The 26,021-nt window shown below is 67.1% G+C and carries 20 protein-coding genes and 1 tRNA gene; 15 read left to right on the top strand and 6 right to left on the bottom strand.

The genetic code is table 11. The features are described 5' to 3' along the window. The first annotated feature begins 3 nt into the window (after positions 1–3). From FPT20_RS15275 to FPT20_RS15260, 4 genes are read left to right on the top strand one after another with little or no spacing between them, the layout of a single operon-like run. The gene (locus FPT20_RS15275; RefSeq protein ID WP_158866870.1) at positions 4–738 is read left to right on the top strand and encodes an alpha/beta fold hydrolase; all 735 of its coding nucleotides are present in this window, start codon (positions 4–6) and stop codon (positions 736–738) included. Continuing rightward, positions 735–1,118 carry a cupin domain-containing protein gene (locus FPT20_RS15270; protein WP_158866867.1) on the top strand — a complete coding sequence of 128 codons (384 nt, stop codon included), beginning with the start codon at positions 735–737 and terminating at the stop codon, positions 1,116–1,118. Before FPT20_RS15275 ends, FPT20_RS15270 begins: the two co-directional genes overlap by 4 nt. 52 nt (positions 1,119–1,170) lie before the next feature. Further along, positions 1,171–1,806 (top strand): MBL fold metallo-hydrolase, encoded by a 636-nt coding sequence (locus FPT20_RS15265; RefSeq protein ID WP_158866864.1) that lies wholly within the window; start codon positions 1,171–1,173, stop codon positions 1,804–1,806. A gap of 60 nt (positions 1,807–1,866) precedes the next feature. Further along, on the top strand, positions 1,867–3,351 hold the full coding sequence (locus FPT20_RS15260; protein WP_158866861.1) for an outer membrane protein assembly factor BamB family protein: 1,485 nt from the start codon (positions 1,867–1,869) through the stop codon (positions 3,349–3,351). 49 nt (positions 3,352–3,400) lie between these two features. Here the strand turns inward: FPT20_RS15260 and FPT20_RS18135 are convergent, their stop codons facing one another. From FPT20_RS18135 to FPT20_RS15245, 4 genes are all read right to left on the bottom strand, one after another. Beyond that, on the bottom strand, positions 3,401–3,574 hold the full coding sequence (locus FPT20_RS18135) for a hypothetical protein (RefSeq protein ID WP_325064796.1): 174 nt from the start codon (positions 3,572–3,574) through the stop codon (positions 3,401–3,403). Next, on the bottom strand, positions 3,571–5,151 hold the full coding sequence (locus tag FPT20_RS15255; protein WP_267902727.1) for a DUF308 domain-containing protein: 1,581 nt from the start codon (positions 5,149–5,151) through the stop codon (positions 3,571–3,573). The genes FPT20_RS18135 and FPT20_RS15255 overlap by 4 nt, the downstream gene beginning before the upstream one ends. A 151-nt stretch (positions 5,152–5,302) precedes the next feature. Continuing rightward, positions 5,303–7,195 (bottom strand): DUF2207 domain-containing protein, encoded by a 1,893-nt coding sequence (locus tag FPT20_RS15250; RefSeq protein ID WP_158866858.1) that lies wholly within the window; start codon positions 7,193–7,195, stop codon positions 5,303–5,305. 554 nt (positions 7,196–7,749) lie between these two features. Beyond that, a tRNA-Gly gene (locus FPT20_RS15245) sits at positions 7,750–7,823 on the bottom strand. A gap of 157 nt (positions 7,824–7,980) precedes the next feature. Here FPT20_RS15245 and FPT20_RS18190 point away from each other — a divergent pair. The 7 genes from FPT20_RS18190 to FPT20_RS15210 all read left to right on the top strand — a co-directional run bounded on the left by FPT20_RS18190 (position 7,981) and on the right by FPT20_RS15210 (position 19,631). Beyond that, positions 7,981–8,736 carry a potassium channel family protein gene (locus tag FPT20_RS18190; protein ID WP_158866855.1) on the top strand — a complete coding sequence of 252 codons (756 nt, stop codon included), beginning with the start codon at positions 7,981–7,983 and terminating at the stop codon, positions 8,734–8,736. 299 nt (positions 8,737–9,035) lie between these two features. Next, positions 9,036–15,875, top strand: coding sequence for a PA14 domain-containing protein (locus FPT20_RS18130; RefSeq protein ID WP_158866852.1), 6,840 nt, complete (start codon positions 9,036–9,038; stop codon positions 15,873–15,875). 35 nt (positions 15,876–15,910) lie between these two features. Next, positions 15,911–16,309, top strand: a complete 399-nt coding sequence (locus FPT20_RS15230) for a hypothetical protein (protein WP_158866849.1) — start codon at positions 15,911–15,913, stop codon at positions 16,307–16,309. 450 nt (positions 16,310–16,759) lie between these two features. Further along, on the top strand, positions 16,760–17,137 hold the full coding sequence (locus FPT20_RS15225; RefSeq protein WP_158866846.1) for an ArsR/SmtB family transcription factor: 378 nt from the start codon (positions 16,760–16,762) through the stop codon (positions 17,135–17,137). Then, a complete protein-coding gene (locus FPT20_RS15220; RefSeq protein WP_158866843.1) occupies positions 17,134–18,243 on the top strand; it encodes a cation diffusion facilitator family transporter in 1,110 nt (369 codons plus the stop codon). Before FPT20_RS15225 ends, FPT20_RS15220 begins: the two co-directional genes overlap by 4 nt. A gap of 44 nt (positions 18,244–18,287) precedes the next feature. Next, a complete protein-coding gene (locus FPT20_RS15215; RefSeq protein WP_158866840.1) occupies positions 18,288–18,878 on the top strand; it encodes a cation transporter in 591 nt (196 codons plus the stop codon). 114 nt (positions 18,879–18,992) lie between these two features. Continuing rightward, entirely contained in the window at positions 18,993–19,631 is a 639-nt protein-coding gene (locus tag FPT20_RS15210) for a cation diffusion facilitator family transporter (protein ID WP_158866837.1), read from the top strand. Between the two features lie 187 nt (positions 19,632–19,818). Here FPT20_RS15210 and FPT20_RS15205 read toward each other — a convergent pair whose 3' ends face one another. Next, the gene (locus FPT20_RS15205) at positions 19,819–20,424 is read right to left on the bottom strand and encodes a DUF305 domain-containing protein (protein WP_158866834.1); all 606 of its coding nucleotides are present in this window, start codon (positions 20,422–20,424) and stop codon (positions 19,819–19,821) included. An 82-nt stretch (positions 20,425–20,506) separates the two neighbouring features. Then, entirely contained in the window at positions 20,507–20,953 is a 447-nt protein-coding gene (locus FPT20_RS15200; RefSeq protein WP_158866831.1) for a DUF6153 family protein, read from the bottom strand. Between the two features lie 140 nt (positions 20,954–21,093). Between FPT20_RS15200 and FPT20_RS15195 the strand changes: the two genes are divergently transcribed. The 4 genes from FPT20_RS15195 to FPT20_RS15180 all read left to right on the top strand — a co-directional run bounded on the left by FPT20_RS15195 (position 21,094) and on the right by FPT20_RS15180 (position 25,951). Beyond that, positions 21,094–21,345 carry an SHOCT domain-containing protein gene (locus FPT20_RS15195; RefSeq protein ID WP_233265559.1) on the top strand — a complete coding sequence of 84 codons (252 nt, stop codon included), beginning with the start codon at positions 21,094–21,096 and terminating at the stop codon, positions 21,343–21,345. A 320-nt stretch (positions 21,346–21,665) separates the two neighbouring features. After that, on the top strand, positions 21,666–22,691 hold the full coding sequence (locus FPT20_RS15190) for a LacI family DNA-binding transcriptional regulator (protein ID WP_158866828.1): 1,026 nt from the start codon (positions 21,666–21,668) through the stop codon (positions 22,689–22,691). Between the two features lie 75 nt (positions 22,692–22,766). Continuing rightward, entirely contained in the window at positions 22,767–24,614 is a 1,848-nt protein-coding gene (locus FPT20_RS15185) for a glycoside hydrolase family 2 protein (RefSeq protein ID WP_233265558.1), read from the top strand. Positions 24,615–24,697: 83 nt separating this feature from the next. After that, a complete protein-coding gene (locus FPT20_RS15180; RefSeq protein WP_158866825.1) occupies positions 24,698–25,951 on the top strand; it encodes an ABC transporter substrate-binding protein in 1,254 nt (417 codons plus the stop codon). The last annotated feature ends 70 nt before the right edge of the window (positions 25,952–26,021 follow it).

Below are 26,021 nucleotides of genomic sequence, written 5' to 3'. Positions count from 1 at the left end.
ACCATGACAGACTCGCCGTCTCCCGTCCCCACCGTCGTCCTCGTGCACGGCGCTTTCGCCGACGCCGGCAGCTGGGCCGGCGTCGCCGACATCCTGCTCAAGGCCGGTGTTCCGGTCATCGGCCCCGCCGTCCCGCTCCGCGGTCTGGCGTCCGACTCGGCCTACATCGCCTCCGTCTTCGCCCAGATCGAGGGCCCCATCCTCCCCGTCGGCCACTCGTACGGAGGCGCCCTCATCAGCAATGCCGCCGCCGGCAATCCGAACGTGAAGGGCCTCGTCTTCGTCTCGGGCTTCGCGCCGGAGGTCGGGGAGGCGCTCGGCGAGGTGGAGGGGACCTCCCGCGACAGTGCGCTGGCCCCAGCGCTCGTCCAGCGTCAGTATCCGAGCGGTGACGGAGGCGCCACGGCCGTCGAGCTCTTCGTCGACACCGCCCAGTTCTACAGGGTGTTCGCAGGTGACCTGCCCGAAGACCAGGCGAACGTCCTCGCCGCCACTCAGCGGCCGGTGGCCGCAGCCGCCTTCGACGAGAAGTCGGCCGCGGCCGCCTGGAAGGACCTGCCGTCCTGGGCGGTCGTCGCTCGCGGCGACAAGGCCGCCGGCTCGGATGTGCTGCTGTCGATGGCCCAGCGGGCGGGAGCTGAGCTCCTCGAACTCGAGGGCTCGCACGTGATCATGATCTCGCAGCCGCAACCCGTGGCCGACGTCATCATGAAGGCGCTGAAGGCGGTGGGCGCGTGACCACCGGCGACGCTTCGGCGGCCCCGCAGGGTCCACCCCAGGATGCGCTGGCCGGGAGGCTCAAACGCACCGAGCTGCAGCACGAGCACTCCTCGGTGCCGGGCCGCGACATCGTCCAGGTGCTCACCGAGATCCCCGCGGGCGTCGAGTCCGGCTGGCACACGCACCCGGGCGAGGAGGTCGGTTACATTCTGGCCGGTCACGTCGAGATGAAGATCGCCGGCCGGGAGCCGCTCCTCCTGAACGCGGGCGACCACTTCCTCATGCCGCCGGGCACGCCGCACAACGCGCTCGACCTTGGACCCGAGACGGGCATGATGCTCTCGACCTACTTCGTGGACCCGGAGAGGGCGCTGGCGAGTTTCGTGGCGGCGCCGTAGGGGCTCCGGAACCCGCTCGTCCGCTGCCGACCGCGCGTGCCAAGCTGGGCGCATGCAGCTTCTCACCGAGGGCGTCTACCGCCTGCAGCGGGCCACCGGCGCCAACGCGTACCTCGTCGACACCGGAGACGCATCGGTCGTCATCGACACCGGCACCTCGGGAGGCGCCTCCAACCTGGTCGCCGAGCTCCGGTCCGAGCGCGGTATCTCGCGCGTGACCGACATCGTGCTCACCCACTACGACCCCGACCACGCCGGCTCGGTCGCCGTGCTGCAGCGTGAGACGGGGGCCCGGGTGTGGATGGGCCGTCGGGATGCGCGCATCCTGCGCGGAGAGGACGCGCCTCCCACCCGGTTCCGCCGGTTCCTCGCGCGCGTGTCGAAGGCCAGCGAGCTTCCCGACGACCTGCACGAACTGCCCGACGAGGGCGAGACGGAGATCGTGCCGGGCGTCCTCGTGCTGTCGGGCCCGGGTCACACGCCCGGGCACGTGATCGTGGAGGCGCGGGGCGTCGTGTTCGCCGGCGACTCGGTCCGCGTCTCGAAGGGACGACTGGTGCAGATGCCGGGCCTGCTCACGAGCGACAAGACGCAGGCGCTGGCGACGGCCGACCTCATCGCGTCGCGGTCGCCGCGGCTGGTGTGCCCGGGGCACGGCGCGCCGGGGCGCATCGACGCAGTGGCCTGAGCCGGACAGGGCCGTCGGCACCGTCTGGGCCCGCGCGCCTCCCAGGCATACGCTGGCGCCATGCACCGCGCGCCGCGCGAACCCGCTGGCCGATGGCGCCCCCGCCTCGGCGCTGGGGCGCTCGCCGCCGCGCTGCTGCTCGCAGGGTGCGCGACGTCGGCGCCTCCAGCCCCCAGCACCTCCCGCGCCTCGGCCATCCCGACGCCCACCTCCCGCCCGACCCCTACGGGCCCCGCCGGCCCCGTCGGCGTGCCCATCCCCGGCATCACCGCGTGGAGTTCGTACCACGCAGACCAGGCCCGTACGGGGGCGGTCGGACCCGGCGCCTCCCTCGCCTCGCTCACCCAGGCGTGGTCCGCCGATCTCGGAGGCGCGGTCTACGGCCAGCCGGTCGTCGCCGACGGCCGCGTCATCGCAGCCACCGAGACGAACAGGGTCGTGGCCCTCGACCCGGCCACCGGGAACGTGGTGTGGTCAGCCTCCCTCGGAGACCCGCTGACCGACGTCGGTTCGGTGGCCGGCTGCGGAAACATCGACCCCCTCGGCATCACGAGCACACCCGCCATCGACACGTCCACCGGCACCGTCTTCGTCGTCGGTGAGGTGGCCAGCGGTGGAGGCGCGGTCCACCACCAGCTGCAGGGATTCAGCATCGTTACCGGGCAGGTCGTCCTCTCGGAGCCGGTCGACCCTCCACTGCCTCCCGGCGAGGACCCGGTCCACCTGCTGCAGCGCGCCTCCCTCGCCGTCGCGAACGGCCGCGTCTACATCTCTTATGGCGGCAACTACGGCGACTGCGGCAGCTATCACGGCTGGGTCGTCGGGGTGAACGAGACGGGCGCGCCGGACCTCGTCTCCTTCGAGGCGGCGCCGGACGGCCAGGGGGGCGCCATCTGGCAGGGAGGCGGCGCCCCGGCGATCGACACCGCCGGCGACCTCTACGTCTCCACCGGCAATTCGAACCCCGACCCCGCGGCCGGCGGCCCCGACCCCATCCAGAACGCGGAGAGCGTGGTCAAGCTGTCGCCCGACCTGAAGCCGCTTGCCTCCTTCAAGGACCGCACCGCGGGCGGCGACGACGACCTCGGCACCGGGAACCCCGTGCTGCTGCCCGGCGGTCAGCTCTTCATCGCCGGCAAGACGGACGTCGGCTTCGTCCTCCGGCAGTCCGACCTGTCGGTGGTCGGGACGGTCGGCGGTCTCTGCGGCAGCGATCCCGATGGAGGCGCGGCCTACGACCCAGCAACCGGCCACCTGTTCGTGCCCTGCCGCGGCGGAGGCATCCAACTGGTCGACCTCGCTGCGGCCCGGCTCGGCCCCCGGCTGCCGGGCGCGAACGGCGCGCCGATCGTCGTCGGAGGAACGGTGTGGGCCGTGCAGTACCCGGCCGGCACGATCAGCCAATTCGACGCCTCCACCGGCACACTGCTCCAGCGACAGCAGATCGGGGAGGCAGTCCCGAACTTCACGAGCCCGAGCACGGTGCTGGGGCTGCTGCTCGTGGGGACCGACCGGGGCATCGTGGCGTTCCGCGGAGGCGGATGAGAACCGGCCCCCCGGACGTCGGGCGGCACAAGCGCCTGTCGGCCACGGATCAGTACGTGTGCTCCTGGCACCCGGTGGGCGCCGGATCCCCGGCGAACCGCGCGGTCGTCCAGGCGAGCAGCTGGGGGATCAGCGGAGAGTCGGTCTCCACGAGCGGTACATGGTCGCGGCCCGCATAGACCCGGTAGTCGACGCTCTCTCCCGCCGCGCACGCCTCCTTCACGAATTCGTCCTGGGCCGACCGCACCACGAGCCTGTCCGCGGCGCCCTGGCCGAGGAGGAGCGGAGCGGTGATCGTCGCCGGGGGCACGTTCTCGCCTCCAGATGCTTGCCGAAGGACCCTGTCGTTGGATCCGTCGACAGGATCTCAGGGTCCTTGGAAAGCCCGAGCGCGGTGAGCACGGACACGAGCGCGCCGGGCTCGGCGAGGCACCGATCCTTCATCCGGTCGAGCGTCGTCTGCACGCCCGGCCTGACGTAGCGGGCGACGCTGATGTCGGGGTAGGACGACGCGTAGCCGCCGATGACGTAGGAGGCGAAGATGCTGCCTCCTGTGACGTCGGGAAGATGACGCATCAGCGCGGGTAGGTTGGAGGCCGGGGCGAGAGCGGCGACGCCCGCGAGATGGACGTCCGGGGCGTAGCTGTCCGCGACGGCGCCCGTCCAGAGGGCCGCTCCTCCGCCCTGGGAGTGGCCCCAGACGACGGTCTTCTGACCGAGGTGCGCATCGGTGAGCTGCCGAGCGGCGCGAACGGCGTCCAGAGACGCGTGGGCGGTGGGCAGGCCCACGAGGTACGGGTGCGGCGACGGCGTGCCCAGCCCGATGTAGTCGGTCGCGACAAGCGCCCAGCCGTGGCCGATGATCTGCGGCAGCAGGAACAGCGCGCCCGACTCCCAGGGCTGACCGGCGAGCGACGGGGCGCACTGCTGCGCGTAGCCGGTGGTGCCGTGATCCCAGTCGATCACCGGCCAGTCGCCGCTGCCCGACTTGGGGACCACGACGAGCCCGCTCGCGATGTCGGGGGACCCGTCGCCGTTCCGGGTCGTGTAAAGGATGCGCCACGCGGTCGCGTCGGAGGGCACCTCCCTCGTGAACGGCTCGGAGCGGATGAGCTGTCCGGGCTCGGAGGGCACATCGCGGGGCGCGGCGTAGAAGTCGTCCACCACCGGGCTCGCTTTGTGCAGAGCCACGCTGACAGCGCCCGCGAGAACCGCGAGCACGAGCACGAGCGCGGCTCCGATGACCCGGAACCAGCCTCCGCGACGGTCGCCTCCGGCCTTCGCCGCGGACGGTCGCCGTCGGATGGCGCGCAGGATCTCCGCGGCGCCGCCGAGGATGAGACGCGCGCCGAAGACGACCGCCACGATCAGGAGGGTGATGTCTGGCCAAGCGAGCGCCAGGACTCCGAAGATGATGCCCGCGACGCCGAGAAGCGCCAGTTCGGCGCGCTCGTCCGCTTTGCGGCCCTTCTCGAAGACCGCGATGACATCGATGACGCCGTTGACGATGAGCCCGACCCCGACCGCGACGGCGATCAACCGGACCGTCACTTCCGGATAGACGAGCACGAGGATTCCGGCGATCACCCACAGCACGGCGACCGCCGGACGGAGGAACCGCGTCGGTCCGTCCTCGCGCGTGACCCGGGCCAGCTCCAGCACGCCTGTCAGCACGAACCCGGCGCCGATGAGGATGGAGAGGAGCCCGAGCGACGTGGTCGGGCGGAACAGGACCGCAGCCCCGAGGGCGATCGCGAGAGCACCGATCACGATCCGTACCCACGGCGGTCGCCTGTCCATCCAGGCTCCCAGTCGTGTTGTGGTGTTCACCGCACTGCGCTTCGAACCCGACATCGACACCTCCGCGTCACCTGCCTGCGACCATAGGATCGCTCGCACCGCCCGCAGCGGTCTAGATACAAATTCGAGAGTTCACCGCGGGCGAACGCGGTTAGACGCCCCCGCCTCCGCCGCCTCCGCCTCCGCCGCCCGAGAACCCGCCGCCTCCGGTGCCGCCGGATGAGGAGCTGCTCGCGATGGCCGTGCTGGAGGCGATGCCGCTGACCACCTGCGACAGTACAGCGGCGTTGAAGGCGGTCTGGCCCGAGTACCAGCTCGGCGTCTGCCCTGTCTGTTCGTAGAACCGCCCGAGTTCGGCGAGCCACTTCTTCTCCTCGCCGAACAGCACGGCCCAGGGCAGGAGGCGCTCGGTCAGTTTCAGCATCTCGCGCGGGTCGTCCACGGCCACGGGTACACGCTCCGCACCTTGCGGCGACTGCAGGTAGCGGATGCGGTCGGCCTCGGCGAGCTCTATGTACATGCGGAGTCCCTCCACGTATTCGCGGAGCAGCGTGCCCTTGCTCGTCAGCGGCGAGTGCGACAGGAGGATGACGACGCCGACGAAGGCGAGGATCGAGCAGATGAGGATGACCAACGGGACCACCCCGCCGTAAACGCCGCTGATGCAGAGCACCGAGCCGACGACGGCGAGCACGGTCCCGCCCACCGCGGTGAACATCGTCGCCCGGACCGCCCCGCGCGGCCTGGGCGCGCGGTAGCCGAGGCGGGTGGCGTCTTTGTGCACGCGCTTCAGCAGGGCCGAGATCGCGCGGGCGACTCGCGAGTGAGATGAGCCGAGCTCGAGGGTCATGCCCGGGAGGACCGAGTCGCCGAAGAGCGCCCGGAGGAATTGCAGCTCATCAGCCGTCGGGTGCGGATCGCGCAGCGCCTGGCGACCGCTCGCCTCCGTCGAGACGAGTTCGAGCGAATAGGAGGGACGCTTGAAGAATCCCGTCGTCTCCAGCACGCGCACCCGTCCCGACACCGCGAGGTCGAGTGTTTCCGCGGCGACCGCCTTCTTGGTGCGTCCGGTCACGTCCGCTGAGAGCAGGAGCCCCTCCACCGGTGGGACGTACTCGGGGATGATCGTGCCGCGCCCCGGCGTATCGCGCAGCAGGCGCACACGCACGAAGATCGCGCCGCCCAGCCCCAGAACGCTGAGGAGGAGGCCCGCGGCAGCCGCGTAGCCCCAACCCGTATTGAACACCCCGTCGGCTCGTGCGGTGAAGGTGCCAGGTGCGAAGCCGATGGCGAACGTGAGGTTCTCGCCCGGCCCGAGTCTGTCGGCGCTGAAGCGGAACCCGTCGTCCGTGCGCTCCACGGTCGCGGCCTGCTTCGAGCCCTGAACCCCGCGATACGCGGACGGGCTGCCCCGGAGGGAATCCGCCAAGCCGCGCCCGAGGTGCACGGTCGCCGTGACGCGGTCGAACGACTGCGCCCAGCCGGTGCCGTTGGTGTCCCAGTAGAACTCGTCATTGCCGACATCCGGGAAGTAGCGCGTGACGTTCGTCTGCCGGTACGTGATGACGTAAGTCTGGTCACCGTGAACGTAGTCGTTCGCGGCTATCGTCAGCGACAGGATCCCGTCTTTCGAGTCGCTGGTGTATGGGCGTGGGCTGCCCTTTTCGTCGGTCACGGAGACGACCTGGAGGCCTGTCGGGTGACCGTCGTAGTCCTCCACGAGTCGGCGCCGGATGCCGTGGTTCTGGTCGACCTGCGGGAAACGGGCCACCAGCGTCTCGACGGTGGTGAGCGTCGAGTGCCCGTCCTTGTCGCGGCCGAGCCGGTAGTCGCCGTCGAAGCTCGCGAAGGTGAAGTCGTCGACTCCGGTCGGTGCGGAGGCGGCGGTGCCGGGTCGGTTGGCAAGGTCGGTCTGCGCACTCGCGGTGCGTGCGAACAGCGCGCCCCCGGCGACCAGGAGGAAGACCAGCCCGACGGCGACGATGATCGCTGTCCGCCAGACACCACGTTTGTCCGGGCGTCGGTTCTGTGCGTGGAGTCCCACCTGCCCGCCGTCCTCCGTCGCGCCGCATGCGCCGCGTCAGCTGCCGACCTCCGGCAGCGCGCACCTCATCCTGGCATGGCGAGATCGGGCGCGGACAGCACGGGCGCAGGCGCGGGCGCGATCAGAACGAGAAGCGAGCAGCGCGAATAGTCTGAAACTTGGCAACAGAGCGAGTGACGGGAATCGGACCCGTTGGCATCTCCTTCACCGCCCAACAGATCCGCGAGTTTCCGCGGAGTGATCCAACGGCCATTGCAGTGAATCGAGCCGTGTTGAGCCCCATTACGGAGTCATGACTCCCTGAACTCGGTCAGTCCAGCTGCTGGCGCGGCCGGACGCATTGCAGTGCAAATGACAGCGACACCCTGACCACTTACCTCGCCTGGCTGCCGGAGCGCACCGATTAGACCGGACGACTGATCAGGTCGTGCCGCTGGGGAGCTGCTGTTTGCGCATGGAGGCCATCAGATTGGCCCACTCGGAGTCACATTCGGAGTCACGAGTCTCGAGAATGATGGCCGAAGTCCCGTCCCGCGACATTTCAAAGCGCAACCTGGAGCGAGTGACGGGAATCGAACCCGCGCTATCAGCTTGGGAAGCTGAGGTTCTACCATTGAACTACACTCGCGCGGCCCGGAATCCCAGTAAAACACTGGGAAGTCAGGCTGCGGCCCAGACTACCCGGTCAATGGTTTTTGGCCAAACTCACCGTCTCCTCACCGCTTGGGAATTGGTCTCGGGAGAAATTTGTGCTGCGTTCTCGGTCCGCCGTTACGCTTCGGTGCATGACTCAGGCTCGCTGGCGGCAGTTCACCGAGTGGCCTCTCCTCGGTGTTGCTGTGATCTTCTTGGTGGCGTACTCGATCGAGGTGATCGGGGATGTCTCCGATCGCCGTGCCGGCGCATTGGACGCGCTGATCTGGGTGACGTGGTTTCTGTTCGCCATCGACTACCTGGTGATGCTGGTGCTTGCCGAGAATCGGGGCCGCTGGTTCGTGCGGAATCTGCACGAGTTGGCAATCCTCGCGTTGCCGGTGTTGCGGCCGCTGCGGCTGATCCGATTGGTGCTGGTGCTGACGATCCTGCATCGGTTCGCGGGGTCGACTCTCCGTGGTCGGGTGCTGACCTATGTGTTGGGGTCGGCGGTGCTGCTGACGTACGTCGGCGCGATCGCGGTATTGGACGCGGAGGAGAACGCGCCGGGCTCGAACATCAAGAACGTGGGGGACGCGCTGTGGTGGGCGGCGGTGACGATCACCACGGTCGGGTACGGCGATCACTATCCGGTTACAGCGATCGGCCGGCTTGTCGCTGTTGGTTTGATGGTGGGCGGGATAGCGGTCCTGGGCGTTGTTACGGCGTCGGTGGCGTCCTGGCTCATCGAACAGGTGCGCACCACTACGGCGAAAGAAATAGAGCAGGCGGATGCCGACCTCGAGGAACGCATCACCGAACTGACAGCGCTGCTGAATGAACGCTTTCCCAGCTCGCCGCTGAACTCTGGCAACTCTGCCGCGGTGCGGACCACGGTCGACTCCTGAGATCGGGCGCTCGGAAGCGCATGGCAATTCCCGACGTGGGTGCATCTTGGGCCTGCGAGCAAACCACTCGGCTAGGTCTGGCGCACAGCTGCGGCGCTGGTGAGAACGACTTCGCAGGCTTATCGTTGCCCCTGTTTTGGGGCATTAACATGTGAATTTCCTCAGACATCTTGTCTTTCTCCCAACATGTGCTTGCCCATAGATTGACCTCGCGCTCGGCTATCGGGGGAGCGGGGGTTGGTCGAGGGGATCGTCGTGCGCCGTTTGCGCTGTGGAGCCGTGCTGGGCTGATTTCGGTTGTGGCGGTCCTCGCCCTGGTGGCGGGAACGGTGACGCCAACTCAGGCCGCACCTTCAGTAGGGGAGGCTAAGGCGGCGGCCATCGCGCCGACGGATCTGCCGCCGTTGCCAGCGACCGCGGCACCGGTGAAGGCGGGGACGCCGGAGGACTTGAGTGCGACGCCGATGAAGCAGACGCAGGGGTCAACGTTGAACCCGGTCAGTGATGCGGCCGCGCCCTCCTCGCCGACGGCGCCGTCGGATGTGTCGGGTGCTGCGGTGAGCGCGCGGGATGAGTTCTCCACCACGTACGCGCGTACGGATGGCACGCATGTGACGCAGGTGTCGGCGACACCGATCAACATGCTGCAGGACGGCCAGTACGTGGAGTCCGCGACGACTCTGCAAGCGGACTCGGCCACCGGTGGGATGAGTGTTCCGCAGAACCTGCTGCACCCGTCCTTCTTGGACACGGCGACGGCGACCAATGCGGTGTCGGTGGAGCAGGACGGCTATAAGGTCAGCTACACCCTGCAGGGCGCGGCCGCGGCGAAGCTGAAGCGGCCGTTGCCGACGGCGGTGCGGAACAAGGCCGGCGCCGACCAGGTGTCCTACCCGGGTGTGTTCGACAAGGCCGACCTGCATTATCAGGTGCAGCCGTCAGCGGTGAAGGAGACGATCGAGCTCAGCGGTGTGCCCAAGTCGTCCCAGTCGACGTACTCGTGGCTGGTGTCCGCGCCCGGCCTCACCCTGACGGTGAATGAGTACGACGGCGTTGATCTGACGGACTCGAACGGGACGGTCCGGTTCCGGATACCGACCCCGTTGATGTGGGATTCCTCCGGGGTGGAGGGCAAGTCTTCGGATGCGACGACGAACGTCCCGGTGACGTTGAAGAAGGTCGGCGACAAGTGGAAGCTCACCTTGTCCCCATCTCGGGCGTGGCTTACTGATCCGCAGCGGGTATTCCCGGTGTTCATCGACCCGACCACCTCCACCGGTGCCGGCGACAACGTCTACTCGATCAAGCAGGATGGCACGATCCGAACCGACACGTCCCTGATCGGCAACGCCCGCGACCCGGGGGATGACTACTGGCGCACGGTGCTGCACTACCCGTATGAGTCGTTGTTCGGCAAGCAGATCCTGGATGCCGGGTTGACGATGCAGATGAACGGCATCGTGGGCACCCAGAGCACCTATGGCGGCAGCGTGTGGTGGGCCAACGGGGTGTGCTTTGCCTGTAACGCGAACTATCTGGCGAGCCTGTCGGTGGGCTACACGGGCCAGTCTTCGGGCAATGGGTTCGCGCAGCAGATGGCCGGGTGGATCAACTCTCGGATCAACGGCGCGCTCGTGATGCTCGTCGGTGGGGAGAACCCGGGCACCTACACGCTGAAGAGCATCAACAACTACATCTGGATCCAGTGGAAGGACTACCCGGCCCCCCCGACCGCGACCGGCGCCTCCCCAACCGGCGGTGTCCGATCTACGCTGACACCGACGTTCCAGATCGCCTCCTCGGATCCGGAAGGCACGGGTCTGATCTACTACTACCGGATCGCGACGGGGACGGACGCGGAGACCGGGCAGGTGTGGAACTCGCAGTGGGTGTCCAACAACCCGATCACGGTGCCCAAGGCGGTGCTGCAACCGAACACGACGTACTACTACCACCTCTACGTCAAAGACGGGTACTGCAATAACACGGCCGCGATGTCGTGTTCCCAAGAGGTCTCACCGGTCTATTCGTTCAAAACGAACACACCCGGTGTCGTGGCGCAGGGGACAACTGCGCCCGCTGACGGGTCCGTGCTGGTCAACCCGACACCGACCTTGAGTGGGGGAGCGGGCACCGACGCCAACGGGGACACGCTCAAATACCAGATCCAGGTCGCCACCGGTGCGGACGGGGTCAGCGGCGTGGTCGCCGTCTCCCCACAATTCACGACGGCACCGTACTCGTGGCAGGTCCCCGCGAACGTGCTCCAAGACGGGGTCACCTACTCCTGGGTGGTGATGGTCGCGGACGGGTATGACACGTCACCCGGCTCCTGGATCAACCACTTCCGGTACACCACCCGGATGGGCACCGGAGGCCCGTCACCCTCGGACACGGCCGGGGGAGTGAGCGTGAACCTGGCCAACGGAAACGCGAACCTCTCCTTTGCCTCCCCGACGGTGTCCACGCTGGGCGGCCCGATGGGACTGTCGTTCAACTACAACTCCCAGGAGCCCTCCACCCAAGGGCTCACGGGCACGTACTACGACCTATCCGGGGACGGGGCGAACCCGACCTTCAGCATGACTCGCTCCGATCTGGCGTCGAAGACCAAGCTGGTGCGCACCGATCCGTTGGTGCAATTCCAGTGGGGGACCAACCCGCCCGCACCTGGCATGCCGTCAACGAACTACATGGTCAACTGGACCGGGTTCATCACCCCTCCCGCTGGCGGGTCGTACACGTTCGGGTTCGTCCGTGACGACGGAGCCAAACTCGTCCTCAACGGGTCGACCGCGGTCGACCAGTGGAACGACGCGAACCAGCCCACCGTGGTCTGGGGCTCCAGCCCGGAGCTGACCACCGGTGCCGCGGGAACGTATGGGCCGACGCCGGTGAGCGTGCAGTTCTACAACCACGCTGGCGGCGGCAATGTCGAATTGTGGGTCAAGGGCACCTACACCGACAGCCACGGCGTCCAGCAGACCCTCATCCCGGGCGCCGTCCCCGCGACCTGGTTCAGCAAAACCGTGGACACCCTCCCACCCGGCTGGGGCGCCTCCACCGCGCTGAGCGGCGCTGACGCGATCTACGTCCGTGCAGAGGTCAAGGAGGGGTCCGTTGCCCTGATCGACACCACCGGGGCCGCGCACACCTACACCACGGCCACCACCGGCACCGGATACACGCCGCCGCCAGGGGAGCAGGGGGTTCTGACGCAGGATGGTACCGGCGCGTTCACTCTCACAGACGAGGCCGGCACGGTCTACCAGTTCAATACCGCCGGGAAGATCACCCAGATCACCCAGGCGGTGGACACCAAGAAGCGGGCCACCCCGGTGCTGGCGTTCCGTACCGGCACCAACCAACTCGACAGCATCTCCGACCCGCTTTCACTCGTCTCGGGCAGCTACACCCGGCAGGTGAAGTTCGCCTACGCCGGCGACACCTACAGCAGCGTTGGCCTTTACGCCTCCGACACGGACAGCTCCGGCCTGGCCTGCCCGGTCCCGTCTGGGTACACGGCCGCACCGGCAGGGATGATCTGCCGGATCATCTATCCCGGCCACGCGGCCGGCGCCCCGGACACTACCCAACTGCTCTATAAGGCAGCGGATGCAACGAACAACCCGAACCAGGTGCCGCTTCCTGCGTCCGCGGGTGGCGTGTTCCTCTCCCGGATCATCGACCCCGGCAACGAGACCACCGACTTCGGCTACACCAACGGACTGCTCTCCTCGATCCGCTCCGCCGCCGTCAACGACTGGCTGACCGCGCACACGGACAAAAGCCCGACCGGGCCGGTGACCACCGACATCGCCTACGACGCCAGCAACCGGGTCAGCAAGATCACTCTCCCCGCCCCCGACGGTGTCACGGTCGCCCAGAGGCCGCAGAAGACCTACACGTACACGGCCAACGAAGACGGATCCGGAACCACCTACGTCGACGCTGCCGGACTCACCCCCTCCACCACCGCTCCGGCGAACGGGCACGCCGCCACCGCCAGCTTCGACACCGCCTGGCGGCGCACTACCACCCTCTCGGCCACGGGTCTTGCCACCTCCACCACCTGGAACGTCAAAGACCAACCCACCTCGGCAACAGACCCGGTCGGCAGGGAATCGACCACGCTATACAACCAGCAGGACCGCCCAACCGATTCCTACGGGCCGGCGCCCGCGTCCTGCTTCGACTCAACGCTTCACCCAACTGCGTCGTGTGCGATCACGCCCGCGCACACCTCAACCAGCTACGACCAGAGCATCCCTGGGCTGACTGCCAGGTATTACAACAACACCTACGCGGGAGGCGTTCCGGTCGAGTATGGACCGGTGTTCACAGGCGCCGACACTCAACAGGTCTGGTCCAGCACCCAGATCCCCGATGTCAATGCCACGAACTGGTCCGCCCAAGTCACCGGACTCCTCACCTTCCCCAGCAGCACCACCGGCGCCTGGACCATCAGCGCCTACAGCGACAACACCGTCCAGGTCTACCTCAACGACGTCCTAGTGATCAACGGACAAGCCACCGGCACCTACTCCAGCGCATACACCGCAGCCACTACCGGACAAACCGTCCGGATCCGCGTCGCCTACTCCCACACCACCGCAAGCACCGAAACCCTCCGGCTGGCCTGGACCGCCCCCGGCGGCAGCAGCGTCTACATCCCACAAGACAAGCTCTCCCCGAACTACGGACTCCCCACCAGCTCCAAAACCGATGACTCCGCACCGACCGGCGTGTCCGGGGTGTCCTCGAGCCAGGTCCCGGCGATGAACACCACCACCGCCTACGGAACCACCCCCTGGTTGGGCATCGCCACCTCCACCAGTGTCGACCCCACCGGGCTGAACCTCACCACCACCAACGCCTACGAGACATACGGATCGGGATACCTACGACCGACGTCACAGACCCTTCCCGCCGGCAATGTTGCGACGACGAACGATTACTACACAGAGACCGGCGGGTACGCCTCACAAGTCAATGGCGGCGCTCCCGTCTGCGGACTCGATCCGACCACTCGGCAGTTCGGGCAACTCGAGGACTCCAAAGGCGCCTTGAACTCCAGCGGCACCCAGATCATCACGTACTACGTGTACGACCTTATGGGACGCATCGTTGGCACCAAGCGGACCGGAGACGCCGACTGGTCTTGCACCACCTACGACGCCCGAGGGCGCATCAGCCAGCAGGCATTTGCGGCGACTGCCGCCAGTGGCAAGCGGACAGCGACGTTCGGGTTTACCGACGCGAACGGTGATCCGCTAACGACATGGGCACAGGACGACGCGGTCACCGGATCCCCGACCAGCGGCCGCATCACGACCGTGACCGATCTCCTCGGCCGCACAACCTCTTACACGGATGTGTGGGGGACGGTCACGACCTCCAGCTACAACATCCTCAGCCAGCTCGTCTCCCAGACCTCGACGCCGGCCGGGCAGGCTGGTCAGGGGGAGCAGTTCAGCTACGACAATGACGGACGTGTCACCGCGGTCAAGGACCTCGCAGGGAACGTCCTCGCCCGGCCCAGCTACACCGCAGGGGAGCTCACCTCGGTCGCCTACCCGTCAGGCGCCGGAAACGCGGGTCCCGGCGTCACCGGGACCTGGACCCGTAATGCAGCCGGAGCGATCCAATCCTTGGCGTGGGCGTTCCCGAACAGCCAGCCCGGGATTACCGATGCCGTGATCCGATCCCAGTCCGGTCGAATCCTGCAGGACACCACCACCGACGGATCCACCCCCGCCGTGTCGACCTACACCTACGACGGCGCGGGGCGGCTCACCCAAGCGGTGATCCCCAATCACACCCTCACCTACGGGTTCGGCACCGCATCCTGCGGCGACGAACGCAGCGCAGGCAAGAACGGCAACCGCACCACCTTCAGCGACACCTACACCGCGCCCGGCGCGCCCTCCGCGACCGTCCTGGCCAGCTCGTACTGCTACGACAACGCCGACCGACTCACCGCCACCACAGCCCCTACAGTGAGCGGTGGGTCACCGATCGCAACCACCAGCCTGTCCACCACGAGCGGGAACCTCGCATACGACGCCCACGGAAACACCACCACCCTGGCCGACCAAACCCTCGGCTACGATCAATCTGACCGACACAACACCACAACCACCGCAGCGGGAACTGTCTCCTACCTGAGGGACGTGACTGGGCGGATCATCTCCCGCACCGTCACCCCGACCAGCGGGCCGGCCTCAACGGTCCGGTACGGATTCAGCGCCGACGGTGATAGTCCGGACTGGACCCTTACCACTACCGGTGGAGTTATCGAACGTACCCTCGCGCTTCCCGGTGGCGTTGTGGTGTCGCTACAAGCGGCGGCGGCCTGGTCGTTCCCCAGCATCCACGGCGACTCAATAGTCTGCACAAACAGCGCCGGGGTTAGGCAAAGCCAGCTGGCTTCGTATGACCCGTTCGGTAACCCGGTCGATGCCGCCACCCGTGCCATCGGCACCCATACCTCCGACCAAGCCGTCCCGGTCAACACTCCACAGACCGCCTCTTACGGCTGGGAAGGATCGAACCAGAAGCTCTACGAGCACGAAGTAAGCATCGACACGGTCGAAATGGGCGCACGTCAATACGTCGCGCTTCTGGGACGGTTTCTATCTGTTGACCCGGTGGAGGGCGGAAACAGTGATGCTTACACATATCCGAGTGATCCGGTCAACGGCAAAGATCTGAGCGGCCTCTATGGCATCGGAATACGCTTCTCCGACAACGGAGCTACTCCGCATGGAGGCGGAAGCACGGCCGTCGTTGCAAGTTGGCGCGCAGCAGGGAAAACTATCGATCTGAGGTGGAATGTCGAACAGAAGATCCTTACCAAACACAATGTGACCGCAAAAACTGTGCGAGTCGCCACCCAATATGCGGACAAGAGTCATCCCGACTCGCTGACCGCGATCGTTTATGAGACGACACTCGTGAAGTACCGAGTTAACGCCTTCAGTTGGCTCGTTCCCCCGGAAATTGAAGACCAGGTTACGTTGCGAACGATCGTCGACTTCCGTACTAACACGCCGGATGGCAAGCAGAAGGGAGTAATCAGCTCATATTGCGAGGGCATGGAGCGGTGTCCTGACTGGGTAAATCAAATCTCGGGGTGAGGCAAATTACGACCATCAAGGAGCAACTATCGTCGATGAAGGGCGTCCTAGCTCTTTTGTCAGCACAACGAGAAGCGGATGCCATCGTTCATCGTGTCTCACATATTCTGTGGCAGCACGATGCAATTCATCTTGTTCTCGAGCCCGACAGCTACGGGTCAGACGGCGAGCTACTGCAGCTAGCCGAACGCAACTTGGGGCCCGCGGCCCAGGCATGGATCGAACTCCTTTATGATCTCTATGCTTACTCCGACCCGTTGTCTCATCTTGGGCGTCAACTTGCCTATGTCCGCATAGAACGAAGCGGATCTGCGGTGACTATTGAAGTCACTGACGGGATTCATAACCTCGTCATCGGAACATCGCTCGACTCGTTCGAGAGCGGACTTCCCGATGACATCGCGACAGAATTTGCCTCCCGCTTTCGAGCGTAAATCGGACCTCCGCGGAGAGCGGCCGGACGCTGAGTTGCGCAGGCTCCAAGTTCCGTCCTGGGGAAACGGTTGGGGTCCCTTCAGAGGGCACAACAGCTTCTCAAGCAATTCGCCGTATACAGCAAGCTGGTCAATGGGTCAGGATCAACGCTCCCGTACACGAAACGATCTATGTGTGAATGGTCGAACGACGTCTTCCTGGAGATGACGGTGAAATATGTCGGCGACGCTTCGACCGAATCACCCATTAGAAGATTGACGTGACGGAGTGTTGAGCGGCGGCCTATTCGCATTCAATTGGGGTAGGCCATCTTCGAGCTGACATAATCACCATTATCGGTCGCTTTTCGGGGGATGCGCGGACCGCTATCCGACTGCCCTCATCCTCGGGTTCTCAACGGCCGCTAGTTCGCCGAGTTCACCTCCTTCCTCCTGCGTTAGTATCTGCGTATGGATGCAGATAAGCCGATTTGCGGTCGCCTCCCGGACGGTCAGTTCGTCGAACTGGCGGTCGAGGTCTTCGCCATGCTCGCGGACGCCACCCGGGTGCGTATCGTCTTGGCATTGAAGGACGCGGGAGAACTGTCCGTCAACCACCTGGCCGACATCCTCGACAAGCAGCCGTCGGCCGTGTCGCAGCATCTGGCAAAGCTGCGCCTCGCGCGGATCGTCGCGACCCGCCAGGACGGGCAGCGGGTCTTCTACCGGCTGGAGAACGAGCACGCGAGCCGGCTCGTCACCGACGCCATCTTCCAGGCCGAGCACTCGCTGGGAGGGACGCCGCGGCACCACCACGCGGACGCCGCCTCCATGGAGGCGACAGCATGAGCGGGACGCAGACCCACGACCACGGCGAACCGGATCACGCGCACGCGCACGACACCCACGATCACCCGCACGACCACGATCACACCGGGCATGACCACGGCCACGGCCACCACCACACCGATCACGGCCACACCGACCACGACCACGACCACGCTCATTCCCATCCGCACGGCGGCGTGAAGGGCTTCCTCTACGACCTCTTCGTTCCGCACACGCACGATGCTGCCGACTCGGTCGACGACGCCCTCGAGGCCAGCAAAGCCGGCGTGACCGCGGTCAAAGTCTCGATGTTCATCCTGCTGGGGACGACGCTGCTGCAGCTGATCCTGGTGTCGGTCACGGGGTCGGTCGCTCTCCTGGCGGACACGATCCACAACTTCGCGGATGCGCTGACCGCGGTTCCGCTGTGGATCGCGTTCGTTCTCGGTCGTCGCGTGGCGACTCGCCGCTACACGTTCGGCTTCGGTCGAGCGGAGGACCTGGCGGGGCTGTTCATCATCTTCGTCGTCGCCCTGTCCGCCGTGGTGGCCGGGTGGGAGGCGATCGACCGGTTCATCCACCCGCAGCCGGTTCAGAACGCATGGTGGCTGATCGCGGCCGGTTTCATCGGCTTCGCGGGCAACGAGCTCGTCGCGATCTATCGCATCCGGGTCGGCCGGAAGATCGGTTCCGCCGCGCTGGTGGCGGACGGCGTGCATGCCCGGCTGGACGGGATCACGTCGCTGTCGGTCGTGCTCGGGGCGGTCGGCGTGCTGCTGGGCTTCCCGATCGCCGACCCCATCATCGGCCTCCTGATCTCGATCTCGATCCTCGTGCTGCTCTGGGGAACGGTGAAGTCCGTCGGTGCTCGCCTGATGGACGCCGTCGACCCGGAGCTGATCGACCGCGTCGAGCACGCGCTGGAGCACACGAGCGGGGTGACCGGCGTCCGCAGCGTGAAGCTCCGCTGGGTCGGTCACCGCCTCCTCGGCTCCGCTGTGATCACCACCGACGCGCAGACCCTGCACGACGCCACTCACGTCGCCGAGCACGCCTCCGAACACGTCCGCACAGACCTGCGGAACCTGGACGACTTCGTCGTCACCCCCACCCTGGCCGACCACTGACCGGCCGACGCCCGAACCCCGATCGAACCCAGAGAGGAACGGCCGTGACCGAAGCGACCCGTGACCGGGAGGCGCTGCTGCGCACCGGCTTCACGCTGGAGTGGATCACGCTCACCTGGAACATCGTCGGAGTGATCGTGCTCGCCGTGCTGGCGCTCTCCTCGTCATCGATCGCGCTCGCCGGCTTCGGCCTCGATTCGCTGATCGAGATCGGCGCGAGCACCGTGGTGATCTGGGAGCTGTCCGGCACGGGCGAGCAACGGCAGAAGCTCGCGCTCCGGCTCATCGGCGCGGCGTTCATCGCGCTGGCCGCCTACCTCCTCGTGCAGAGCGCCATAGCCCTCCTGGCCGGTCATCGGCCCGAGGGCAGCCTGGGCGGGATCATCTGGACGGGCATCACCGCGGTCTGCATGTTCACCCTCGCCGCTCTCAAGGCTCGGACCGGACGGGCGCTGGGCAACCCCGTGCTGCAGAAGGAGGGCCGGGTGACCATGATCGACGGGCTCTTGGCCTGTGCGGTGCTGCTCGGAGTCCTGCTCAACACCGTGCTCGGCTGGTGGTGGGCCGATTCCGTCGCCGCGCTCGTGATCGTCTACTACGCGATCCGGGAGGCTGTGGACATCTTCCGCGGTTGATGGGCTCGACGTGTGCCCGCCGTTCACGCACGCGTCGCCTTCGGAAACCGCCCAGCGTTCCGCGACAATGTTCAGATGTCCGATGCTAGCGATCCCCTACGGGAGGCTGGACAGGTGCGGGCGCCTCGCCCGAGCCAGCGCCGCCGCATACTCATCGTCCTCGGGCTGAACGTCGCCCTGATCGCCGGTCTGCTGATCGCGGGTCTGCTCGCGCACTCGGTCAGCGTGATCGCCGCTGCCGGCGACACCGTCGCAGACTGTTTCGCGTTGGTTCTCGGGCTGATCGCGATCGGCCTGCGTGATCGGAACCCCGACGATCTGAACGCGCACCGCCCCATCGCCATCGCTGCTCTGGTGAACGCGACCCTCCTGCTCGCTGTCACGGTGACCGTGACCATCGAGGCGATCTCACGACTGAGCGAGGGTTCGCCGCCGGTGGAGGGCCTGCCGATGGTGATCGTCAGCGTCGTCACGATGATCGTCATGCTGGCGGGTGCGTTCGTCCTCGGCCGCTCCGCCGCTGACGAGGACCTTCACATGCGATCGGTCCTCATCGACGCGCTGGCCGACGCCGCGGCCGCGGCGGCGATCGCAGTGGCCGGCGCGATCATCCTGATCACGGGAGGCTTGTACTGGCTCGACCCGGTGCTCGCGCTCGGAGTCTCCGCTCTCATCGCGGTGGCCGCCATCCAGCTCATCCTCAAGGCGATCGCGGCCTTGCGCGGCAAGGACGTCGACTTCGACGACGACTGAGTCGCGCCAAGCGGACGTGACGCGGCCCGACTCACGGAAATCGAGGTGCTCGTAGGTGCGGTCGACACGCCGTGGGCGCGAGCACCTAAGAGCACCTCGTGAGGGGAGGAGGCGGAACCCCAACCTACGCCACCGCGGGGGTGAATGCTATCCGGGGCGGCGCCTGCGTCGGTGGGACCGGAGTGGGTCAGAGGCTCGCGAGGAGTCCCTTCATGGTGCCGATCTCGGCGGTCTGCGCAGCGACGATCTTCTTCGCCAGCGCGACGGCGTCGGTCGCCTGACCCTTCTCGATCTCAGTCGTGGCCATGGTGACTGCGCCCTGGTGGTGCTGGATCATCTGGCTGAGGAACAGCTTCGCCGCGTCGGATCCCGAGGCGTTGGTGAGTGCGTCCATGTCCTGGCGCGACATCATGCCGTCGCTCATGCCCATGTCGCCCATCCCGGCTTTCCGATCCCAGGTGGCGAGCCAGCTGTTCATAGTGTCGATCTCCGGCTGCTGGGCGGCCTTGATCTTTTGAGCGAGCTCGGTCACGCGGGAGTCGACACCCTGCTTTGCGAGGAGGGTGTCTGACATCTCAATGGCCTGCTGGTGGTGGGCCACCATGTCCCGGGCGAAGGTGACGTCGGCCTGGTTGTGCTCGGAGGTGGTCGATCCGGAGCTCGAGGCGCGGTCGTCCATTCCGGGCATGTCGTCCATCCTGGAGCCGTTCTCGGAGGAGCCGGCGGCGCACCCGGTCAGGGCAGCCGCGGTCAGGAGCGCGCCGGAGGCGATCGCGATCAGTCTGGTCTTCATTGTTGTGGTCTCTTTCGTCGTGTGTATGTGCTGATGGTGAGCAGGCGGAAGCACCGCGCGGTGCGCGGGGGTGCGGCGTGCGTCATCTGCGATCGACGGAGAGGGCCAGAAGGGACGGTGGTGGCGGACAACCGACGGAGCGCGCGATCATCCCGACCAGGTTCGCCGGAGCGGCCCGGGAACCGATGCCGAGCAGTCCGCGGCCCCATGAGGGCGCGAGCAGGAGGAGCGTCGCGCCGAGCAGAGCGAGCGTGCACACCATGACCGTCATGTCGTGCATCGGGTCGCACCCGCCCGCGGCGCATCCGCTGGCCATCGCGTTGCCGCCCGACGTCGGCGCGAGTACGGGCGAGGTATTCGTGGAAACGGCCGTCGCAGACCGGCTTTCGGAGAACTCATGCGGTTGGCTCATAGGCGTGCTGACCACGTGCATGGCGAGGAGGCCGGTCACGATGCCCGCGACGGCCAGGAGGAGGACGACTACACAGCGCCAAGTGCGGGTGCGCCCCGAGATACAGTCCGCGAGCATGTGTCCTCCCTCCCTGGGGTCACCGTAATCACCCCGGCTGAATACCCGCAGGGGGTTTCCTATCGACGGGACCTAGTGCCCCCTCTCCCCGCCCGATCGATGCTCAGATTGACAGAGGACTGCATGTGGAGGTGGTAGACGTGTACGGCTGGATGATGGACGACGCGGGCGCGTGGTGGCTTCTGTGGCTGCTCGTTCCGCTGCTGCTGATCACGATCGTGGTCGTGCTCGTCGTCACCCTGACCCGGCGCGGTCCGTCCGGTGGGGCTGGCCCCGTCCAGTCGCCGATTTCGCCCGCACGAGCGATCCTCGATGAACGGTACGCGCGCGGCGAAATCGATCGCGAGGAGTACGCGCAGCGCCGCGAAGATCTCGGTCGCTCGGCAGGCTAGCCCCGCCGGAACCGTGGCGAGGCCTCGGCCGCGGAAGTCTGTGGGCAGCAGGCAGCCGACTTCGACGGATCGGGCCGGCGCAGCGACCGTCCTGAGGTGCGGCGACACATGTCCGATCACCTGCCTGCAGTATTCGGCAGCGAGCAGCAGGAATTCGCCTGCATGAAGCAGGCTCGTGTGCCGGGTCCTCGCTCGGAGGCGTTCGAGGAGTGTAAGGCGGTCGTACTGAGACGGTCCACCATGCGTCGCCGGCTCGGAGTGCCCCGCGTCGCTACAATCGTCTCGTTGCCTCGAGGCAACGATGGACGAATGGAGCTGCCATGGCGACGCGGCGTGAGGTCGCCGAACGGGCGAAGGTGTCGGTTCGTACGGTCTCGAACGTCGTGAACGGGTTCGAGCACATCGCGCCCGCGACGCGGGAACGCGTGCTGCGCGCGATCGAGGAGCTCGAGTATCGGCCGAGCGAGCTCGCGAGAAGTCTCAAGGTCGGTCGCTCCGGTCTGATCGGTCTGATGCTTCCCGAGCTGGACACCGCCTATTTCGCCGAACTCACGCGGGCCTTCGTCGAGGGCGGCGCCGCCCGAGGGCTCACGGTCGTCGTCGATCAGACGGACGGCGACCGCGACCGGGAGCTCGCGCTTCTGCGGCGGACGGCCGGAGGGTCCCTCTTCGACGCCCTCGTCCTCAGCCCCCTGGCCCTGCATGCCGAGGACCTGGAGGTGCCGGGCGCCGGACCTCTCGTCTTCCTCGGCGAGGATGAGTTCCCCGGCTACGACAAGGTGATGATCGACAACTTCCAAGCGGCGCGGGAGGCCGTCGAGCACCTCCTGGCGCAGGGTCGCCGGCGCATCGCCGCCATCGGTGCGGAGCGAAGCGGGCGCAGCGCCAGCTCTCTGCGTCTGGAGGGGTACCGCGCGGCGATCGGCGCGCATCCCGACCTGCGGCTTCCGAAGATCGTCGAGTACGTCGATGGTTTCCGCCGTCCGGAGGGGGCTGCGGCGATGAGGCGGCTGCTCGACGGCGGCGAACCGTTCGACGCGGTCTTCTGCTTCTCGGATGCGCTGGCGCTCGGCGCCTTGCGGGCCCTTCACGATGCGGGTGTCTCGGTCCCGGGCGAGGTCGCGGTGGTGGGCTGGGACGACATCGAGGACGGTCGCTTCTCCATCCCCTCGCTGACGACGGTGAGCCCCGACAAGCAGTGGCTCGCGGAGACGGCTCTCGACCGCGTCGTGCGCCGACTCGCGGGGGAGCGACTCGATCCCGAGTTGCTCGTCGGGCCGCACCGGCTCGTCGTCAGGGAGAGCGCACCCGACCTCGCCCCCGGCGTCGCGGCGACGAATCGGTGACGGGTTCGCATCCCGAACATCGGAGGTGCGTGCCACCATTGCATCGAGGCAAAGATTCGCGCTAGCATCCTCAACGTGTCGTTTGCATCGAGGGAAATCGAACAGGCCGGTGAGGCCGCCGCGCGGGACGTGCCGCGGCCGGAATACCCGCGCCCGCAGTTCGTGCGCGAGCGCTGGCTCAATCTGAACGGTGTCTGGAGGTTCGGGTTCGGCGGTGCCGACGGTGCACCGAGCGCCTGGGCGCTGGACCAGGCGATCGTCGTCCCCTTCGCGCCGGAGTCGGAGCGCTCGGGCATCGGCAGCACCGAATTCCACCCCGCCGTGCGTTACCAGCGGACGGTCGAGGTGCCGGCGGACTGGGCGGCCGACCGGATCCTCCTCCACTTCGGCGCTGTCGACTTCGACACCACCGTCTGGGTCGGCGACATCGAGGTCGGGCGCCATCGCGGCGGGTTCACCCCGTTCGCGTTCGACATCACAGAGGCGGCGGCCGCGGCAGCCGACCGTACCGGTTCCTTCACTCTCTCGGTGCTCGCGGAGGACGACCACGTCGCCATCCAGGCGCGCGGCAAGCAGTCCCGTCGCCCCGAGAACTACGAAGCGTTCTACACGCGCACGACCGGGATCTGGCAGACGGTGTGGCTGGAGCCGGTGGCGGCCGCGCATTTCGGCCGTCCTGTCCTCCGTCCCGACCTCCCCTCGTCCTCGTTCGCTGTCGAGCTGGACGTCGTCGCCCCGGTCGCGGGGCTCACGGCCCGGGTCGACATCCTGGACGCAGACGGTCCGGTCGTCAGCGGCGCGGTCGCGGTGACGGCTCAGGTGCGGCCGGTGCTCACCCTGCAGGTTCCGGGCGACCGCCTCCGCACCTGGTCGCCGGAGGATCCGCATCTCTATCGAGTGCGGTTCACGCTCCTCCACGGAGACGTCGTAGTCGATGAGCTCGAGAGCTACGCCGGCATGCGCTCGGTCGCGATCGACGGCCGTCGCGTCCTCCTCAACGGGCGTCCGGTCTTCCAGCGACTCGTCCTCGATCAGGGCTACTGGCCCGAGACGCTCATGACCGCCCCGAGCGACGACGCCCTCATCGCCGACATCGAGCTCGGGATGGCTGCCGGATTCAACGGTGCGCGCCTCCACCAGAAGGTCTTCGAGGAGCGTTACCTCTTCCACGCTGACCGCCTCGGCTACCTGGTGTGGGGCGAGTTCGCGGACTGGGGCGCCAAGGTCGGGCCCGGCGGCCCTCAGGAGCCGACGGTGTCGTTCATCGCCGAGTGGGTGGAGGCGCTCACCCGCGACCTGTCGCACCCGTCGATCGTCGGCTGGTGTCCGCTGAACGAGACGTTCCAGCCGATGACCGACCGGCTGACCATCCTCGACGACGCCACGAAGGCGCTCTACGCGGTGACCAAGGCGATCGACCCCACGCGTCCCGTGATCGACGCCTCCGGCTACTCCCACCGCGTGCCCGGCGCCGACATCTACGACTCGCACCTGTATGAGCAGGACCCGGACCAGTTCGCGACCCTGATGGGCGGCCTCGCCGACGGTCGCCCCTACGTGAACACCGCTCTCGACGGCACCCCGTGGTCCGTGCCCTACGCCGGGCAGCCCTACTTCTGCAGCGAGTTCGGCGGCATCTGGTGGTCCGACCGCGACCGCACCGGCGACGAGTCCTGGGGCTACGGCGAGGCGCCGCGTACCCGGGAGGAGTGGCTCGACCGGTTCCGCCGGCTGGTGGACACGCTGCTCGACGACCCAGGAATGTTCGGGTACTGCTTCACCCAGCTCACCGACGTCTTCCAGGAGAAGAACGGGGTGCTCGACTTCCGGCGCGTGCCGAAGTTCGAGCTCCGGCTCCTGCGCGAGATCCAGTCGCGCCCTGCGGCCTACGAGCTTCAGGACGTCCTGCCCCTGGACCCCTGATCCGGGACAGCAACCCCGCACCACCCATCCCGCACCACCCAGCACCTGACAACACCACGCATCACACAAAGGAGTGGACACCCATGCGAAAGAAACTGATCCTCGCAGCAGCCGCCGTCTCGGCGGTCGCGCTGGCACTCGCCGGCTGCTCGTCGGGAGGCGGCACCAGCGACGGCAAGGTGACGCTGACCGTCGTCGGCTTCGAGGGCGGCGGAACCGAACTCGCCGACATCCCCCAGATCAACGCCGACTTCCACAAGAAGTACCCGAACATCACGATCGACTACAAGTACGTCGCGAACGGCGAGTACGACCAGTACAACAACACCCGCCTCGCCGCAGGCACCGCCGCGGACGTCCTCATGACGAACGCGACCCGCGTGCAGCAGTGGCAGAAGCAGGGCTACCTCGCCGACCTGAGCGATCAGTCCTGGGTCAAGCAGATCCTCCCGAACGTCGCCCCGTTCGGCGAGATCAACGGCAAGACCTACGCGTTCACCCAGCAGAACATCCCGATCGGCCTGTACGCGAACCTCGACATCCTCAAGAAGGCCGGCATCGCCCAGGTCCCGCAGACCTGGCCCGACTTCCTCGACGCGCTGCAGAAGCTGAAGGCGGCCGGCCAGCCGGGTCTCCTCCTCGCCGATCAGGGCGGCTGGACGAGCGAGCAGCTCTCGCTCGCGCTCGCCGCCAATCTGGTCGACCCCAAGTGGGGTCAGGGCTACGACGCGGGCAAGACGAACTGGAACCCGGCTTTCGCGCCGGTGTTCGACCACATCAAGCAGCTGCTGACGTCGGGCGACGTGGACGGCAAGCTGATGAACGGGATCGAGCCGTTCAACACCGGCAACGCGGACTTCGCGGCCGGCAAGTGGGCCTTCACCATCATGGGCGCGTGGGAGCTGCAGAACTTCCAGCAGAACGCCAAGTTCGACTTCTCGCTCAACCCCTTCCCCGGCGGTGACGCGGGCAGCAATCCCTATGGTGTGACCTTCGTCGGCTCCGGCTGGGGCGTCAACGCGGCCAGCCAGCACACCGACGCCGCGAAGAAGTACGTCGCGTTCATGGCCGACCCGGCCAACGACAGCCGCTACCTGGCCGCCGAGAACTCCTTCACCACGCTGAAGAACGTGCCGAGTCCCACGATGTCGAAGGCGAGCGCGTACGTGGACGCCTTCAATGCGGGACACTCGCAGGTGTCGCCGATCGAATACCTGCACTTCCCGACCTACGAGCAGGAGTTCTGGAAGGTCGGCACCTCGCTCTTCAACGACCCGTCGCAGTCGACGAGCACGCTCCTGAAGCAGCTCGACCAGACGATTCCGAAGACGAAGTAGCCACCACTGTCCCGGCCGGGGAGGCGCCAGCAGCCCCGGCCGGGCAGCACCGCCGACGCTCCGAAGCACA

The organism is Leifsonia sp. AG29 (genome assembly GCF_009765225.1).
Classification (GTDB): domain Bacteria; phylum Actinomycetota; class Actinomycetes; order Actinomycetales; family Microbacteriaceae; genus Leifsonia.
Note: the sequence above shows the minus strand (reverse complement) of the source record. Positions and strands in the feature narration are given on the sequence as shown.

Coding starts and splice junctions, on each gene's coding strand:
- FPT20_RS15205 (WP_158866834.1), bottom strand. CDS start 20,424: ATGAAGACCAGACTGATCGCGATCGCCTCCGGCGCGCTCCTGACCGCG.
- FPT20_RS15225 (WP_158866846.1), top strand. CDS start 16,760: ATGGATGCAGATAAGCCGATTTGCGGTCGCCTCCCGGACGGTCAGTTC.
- FPT20_RS15255 (WP_267902727.1), bottom strand. CDS start 5,151: ATGGACAGGCGACCGCCGTGGGTACGGATCGTGATCGGTGCTCTCGCG.
- FPT20_RS15230 (WP_158866849.1), top strand. CDS start 15,911: ATGAAGGGCGTCCTAGCTCTTTTGTCAGCACAACGAGAAGCGGATGCC.
- FPT20_RS15190 (WP_158866828.1), top strand. CDS start 21,666: ATGGCGACGCGGCGTGAGGTCGCCGAACGGGCGAAGGTGTCGGTTCGT.
- FPT20_RS15260 (WP_158866861.1), top strand. CDS start 1,867: ATGCACCGCGCGCCGCGCGAACCCGCTGGCCGATGGCGCCCCCGCCTC.
- FPT20_RS15200 (WP_158866831.1), bottom strand. CDS start 20,953: ATGCTCGCGGACTGTATCTCGGGGCGCACCCGCACTTGGCGCTGTGTA.
- FPT20_RS15265 (WP_158866864.1), top strand. CDS start 1,171: ATGCAGCTTCTCACCGAGGGCGTCTACCGCCTGCAGCGGGCCACCGGC.
- FPT20_RS15220 (WP_158866843.1), top strand. CDS start 17,134: ATGAGCGGGACGCAGACCCACGACCACGGCGAACCGGATCACGCGCAC.
- FPT20_RS18190 (WP_158866855.1), top strand. CDS start 7,981: ATGACTCAGGCTCGCTGGCGGCAGTTCACCGAGTGGCCTCTCCTCGGT.
- FPT20_RS15180 (WP_158866825.1), top strand. CDS start 24,698: ATGCGAAAGAAACTGATCCTCGCAGCAGCCGCCGTCTCGGCGGTCGCG.
- FPT20_RS15275 (WP_158866870.1), top strand. CDS start 4: ATGACAGACTCGCCGTCTCCCGTCCCCACCGTCGTCCTCGTGCACGGC.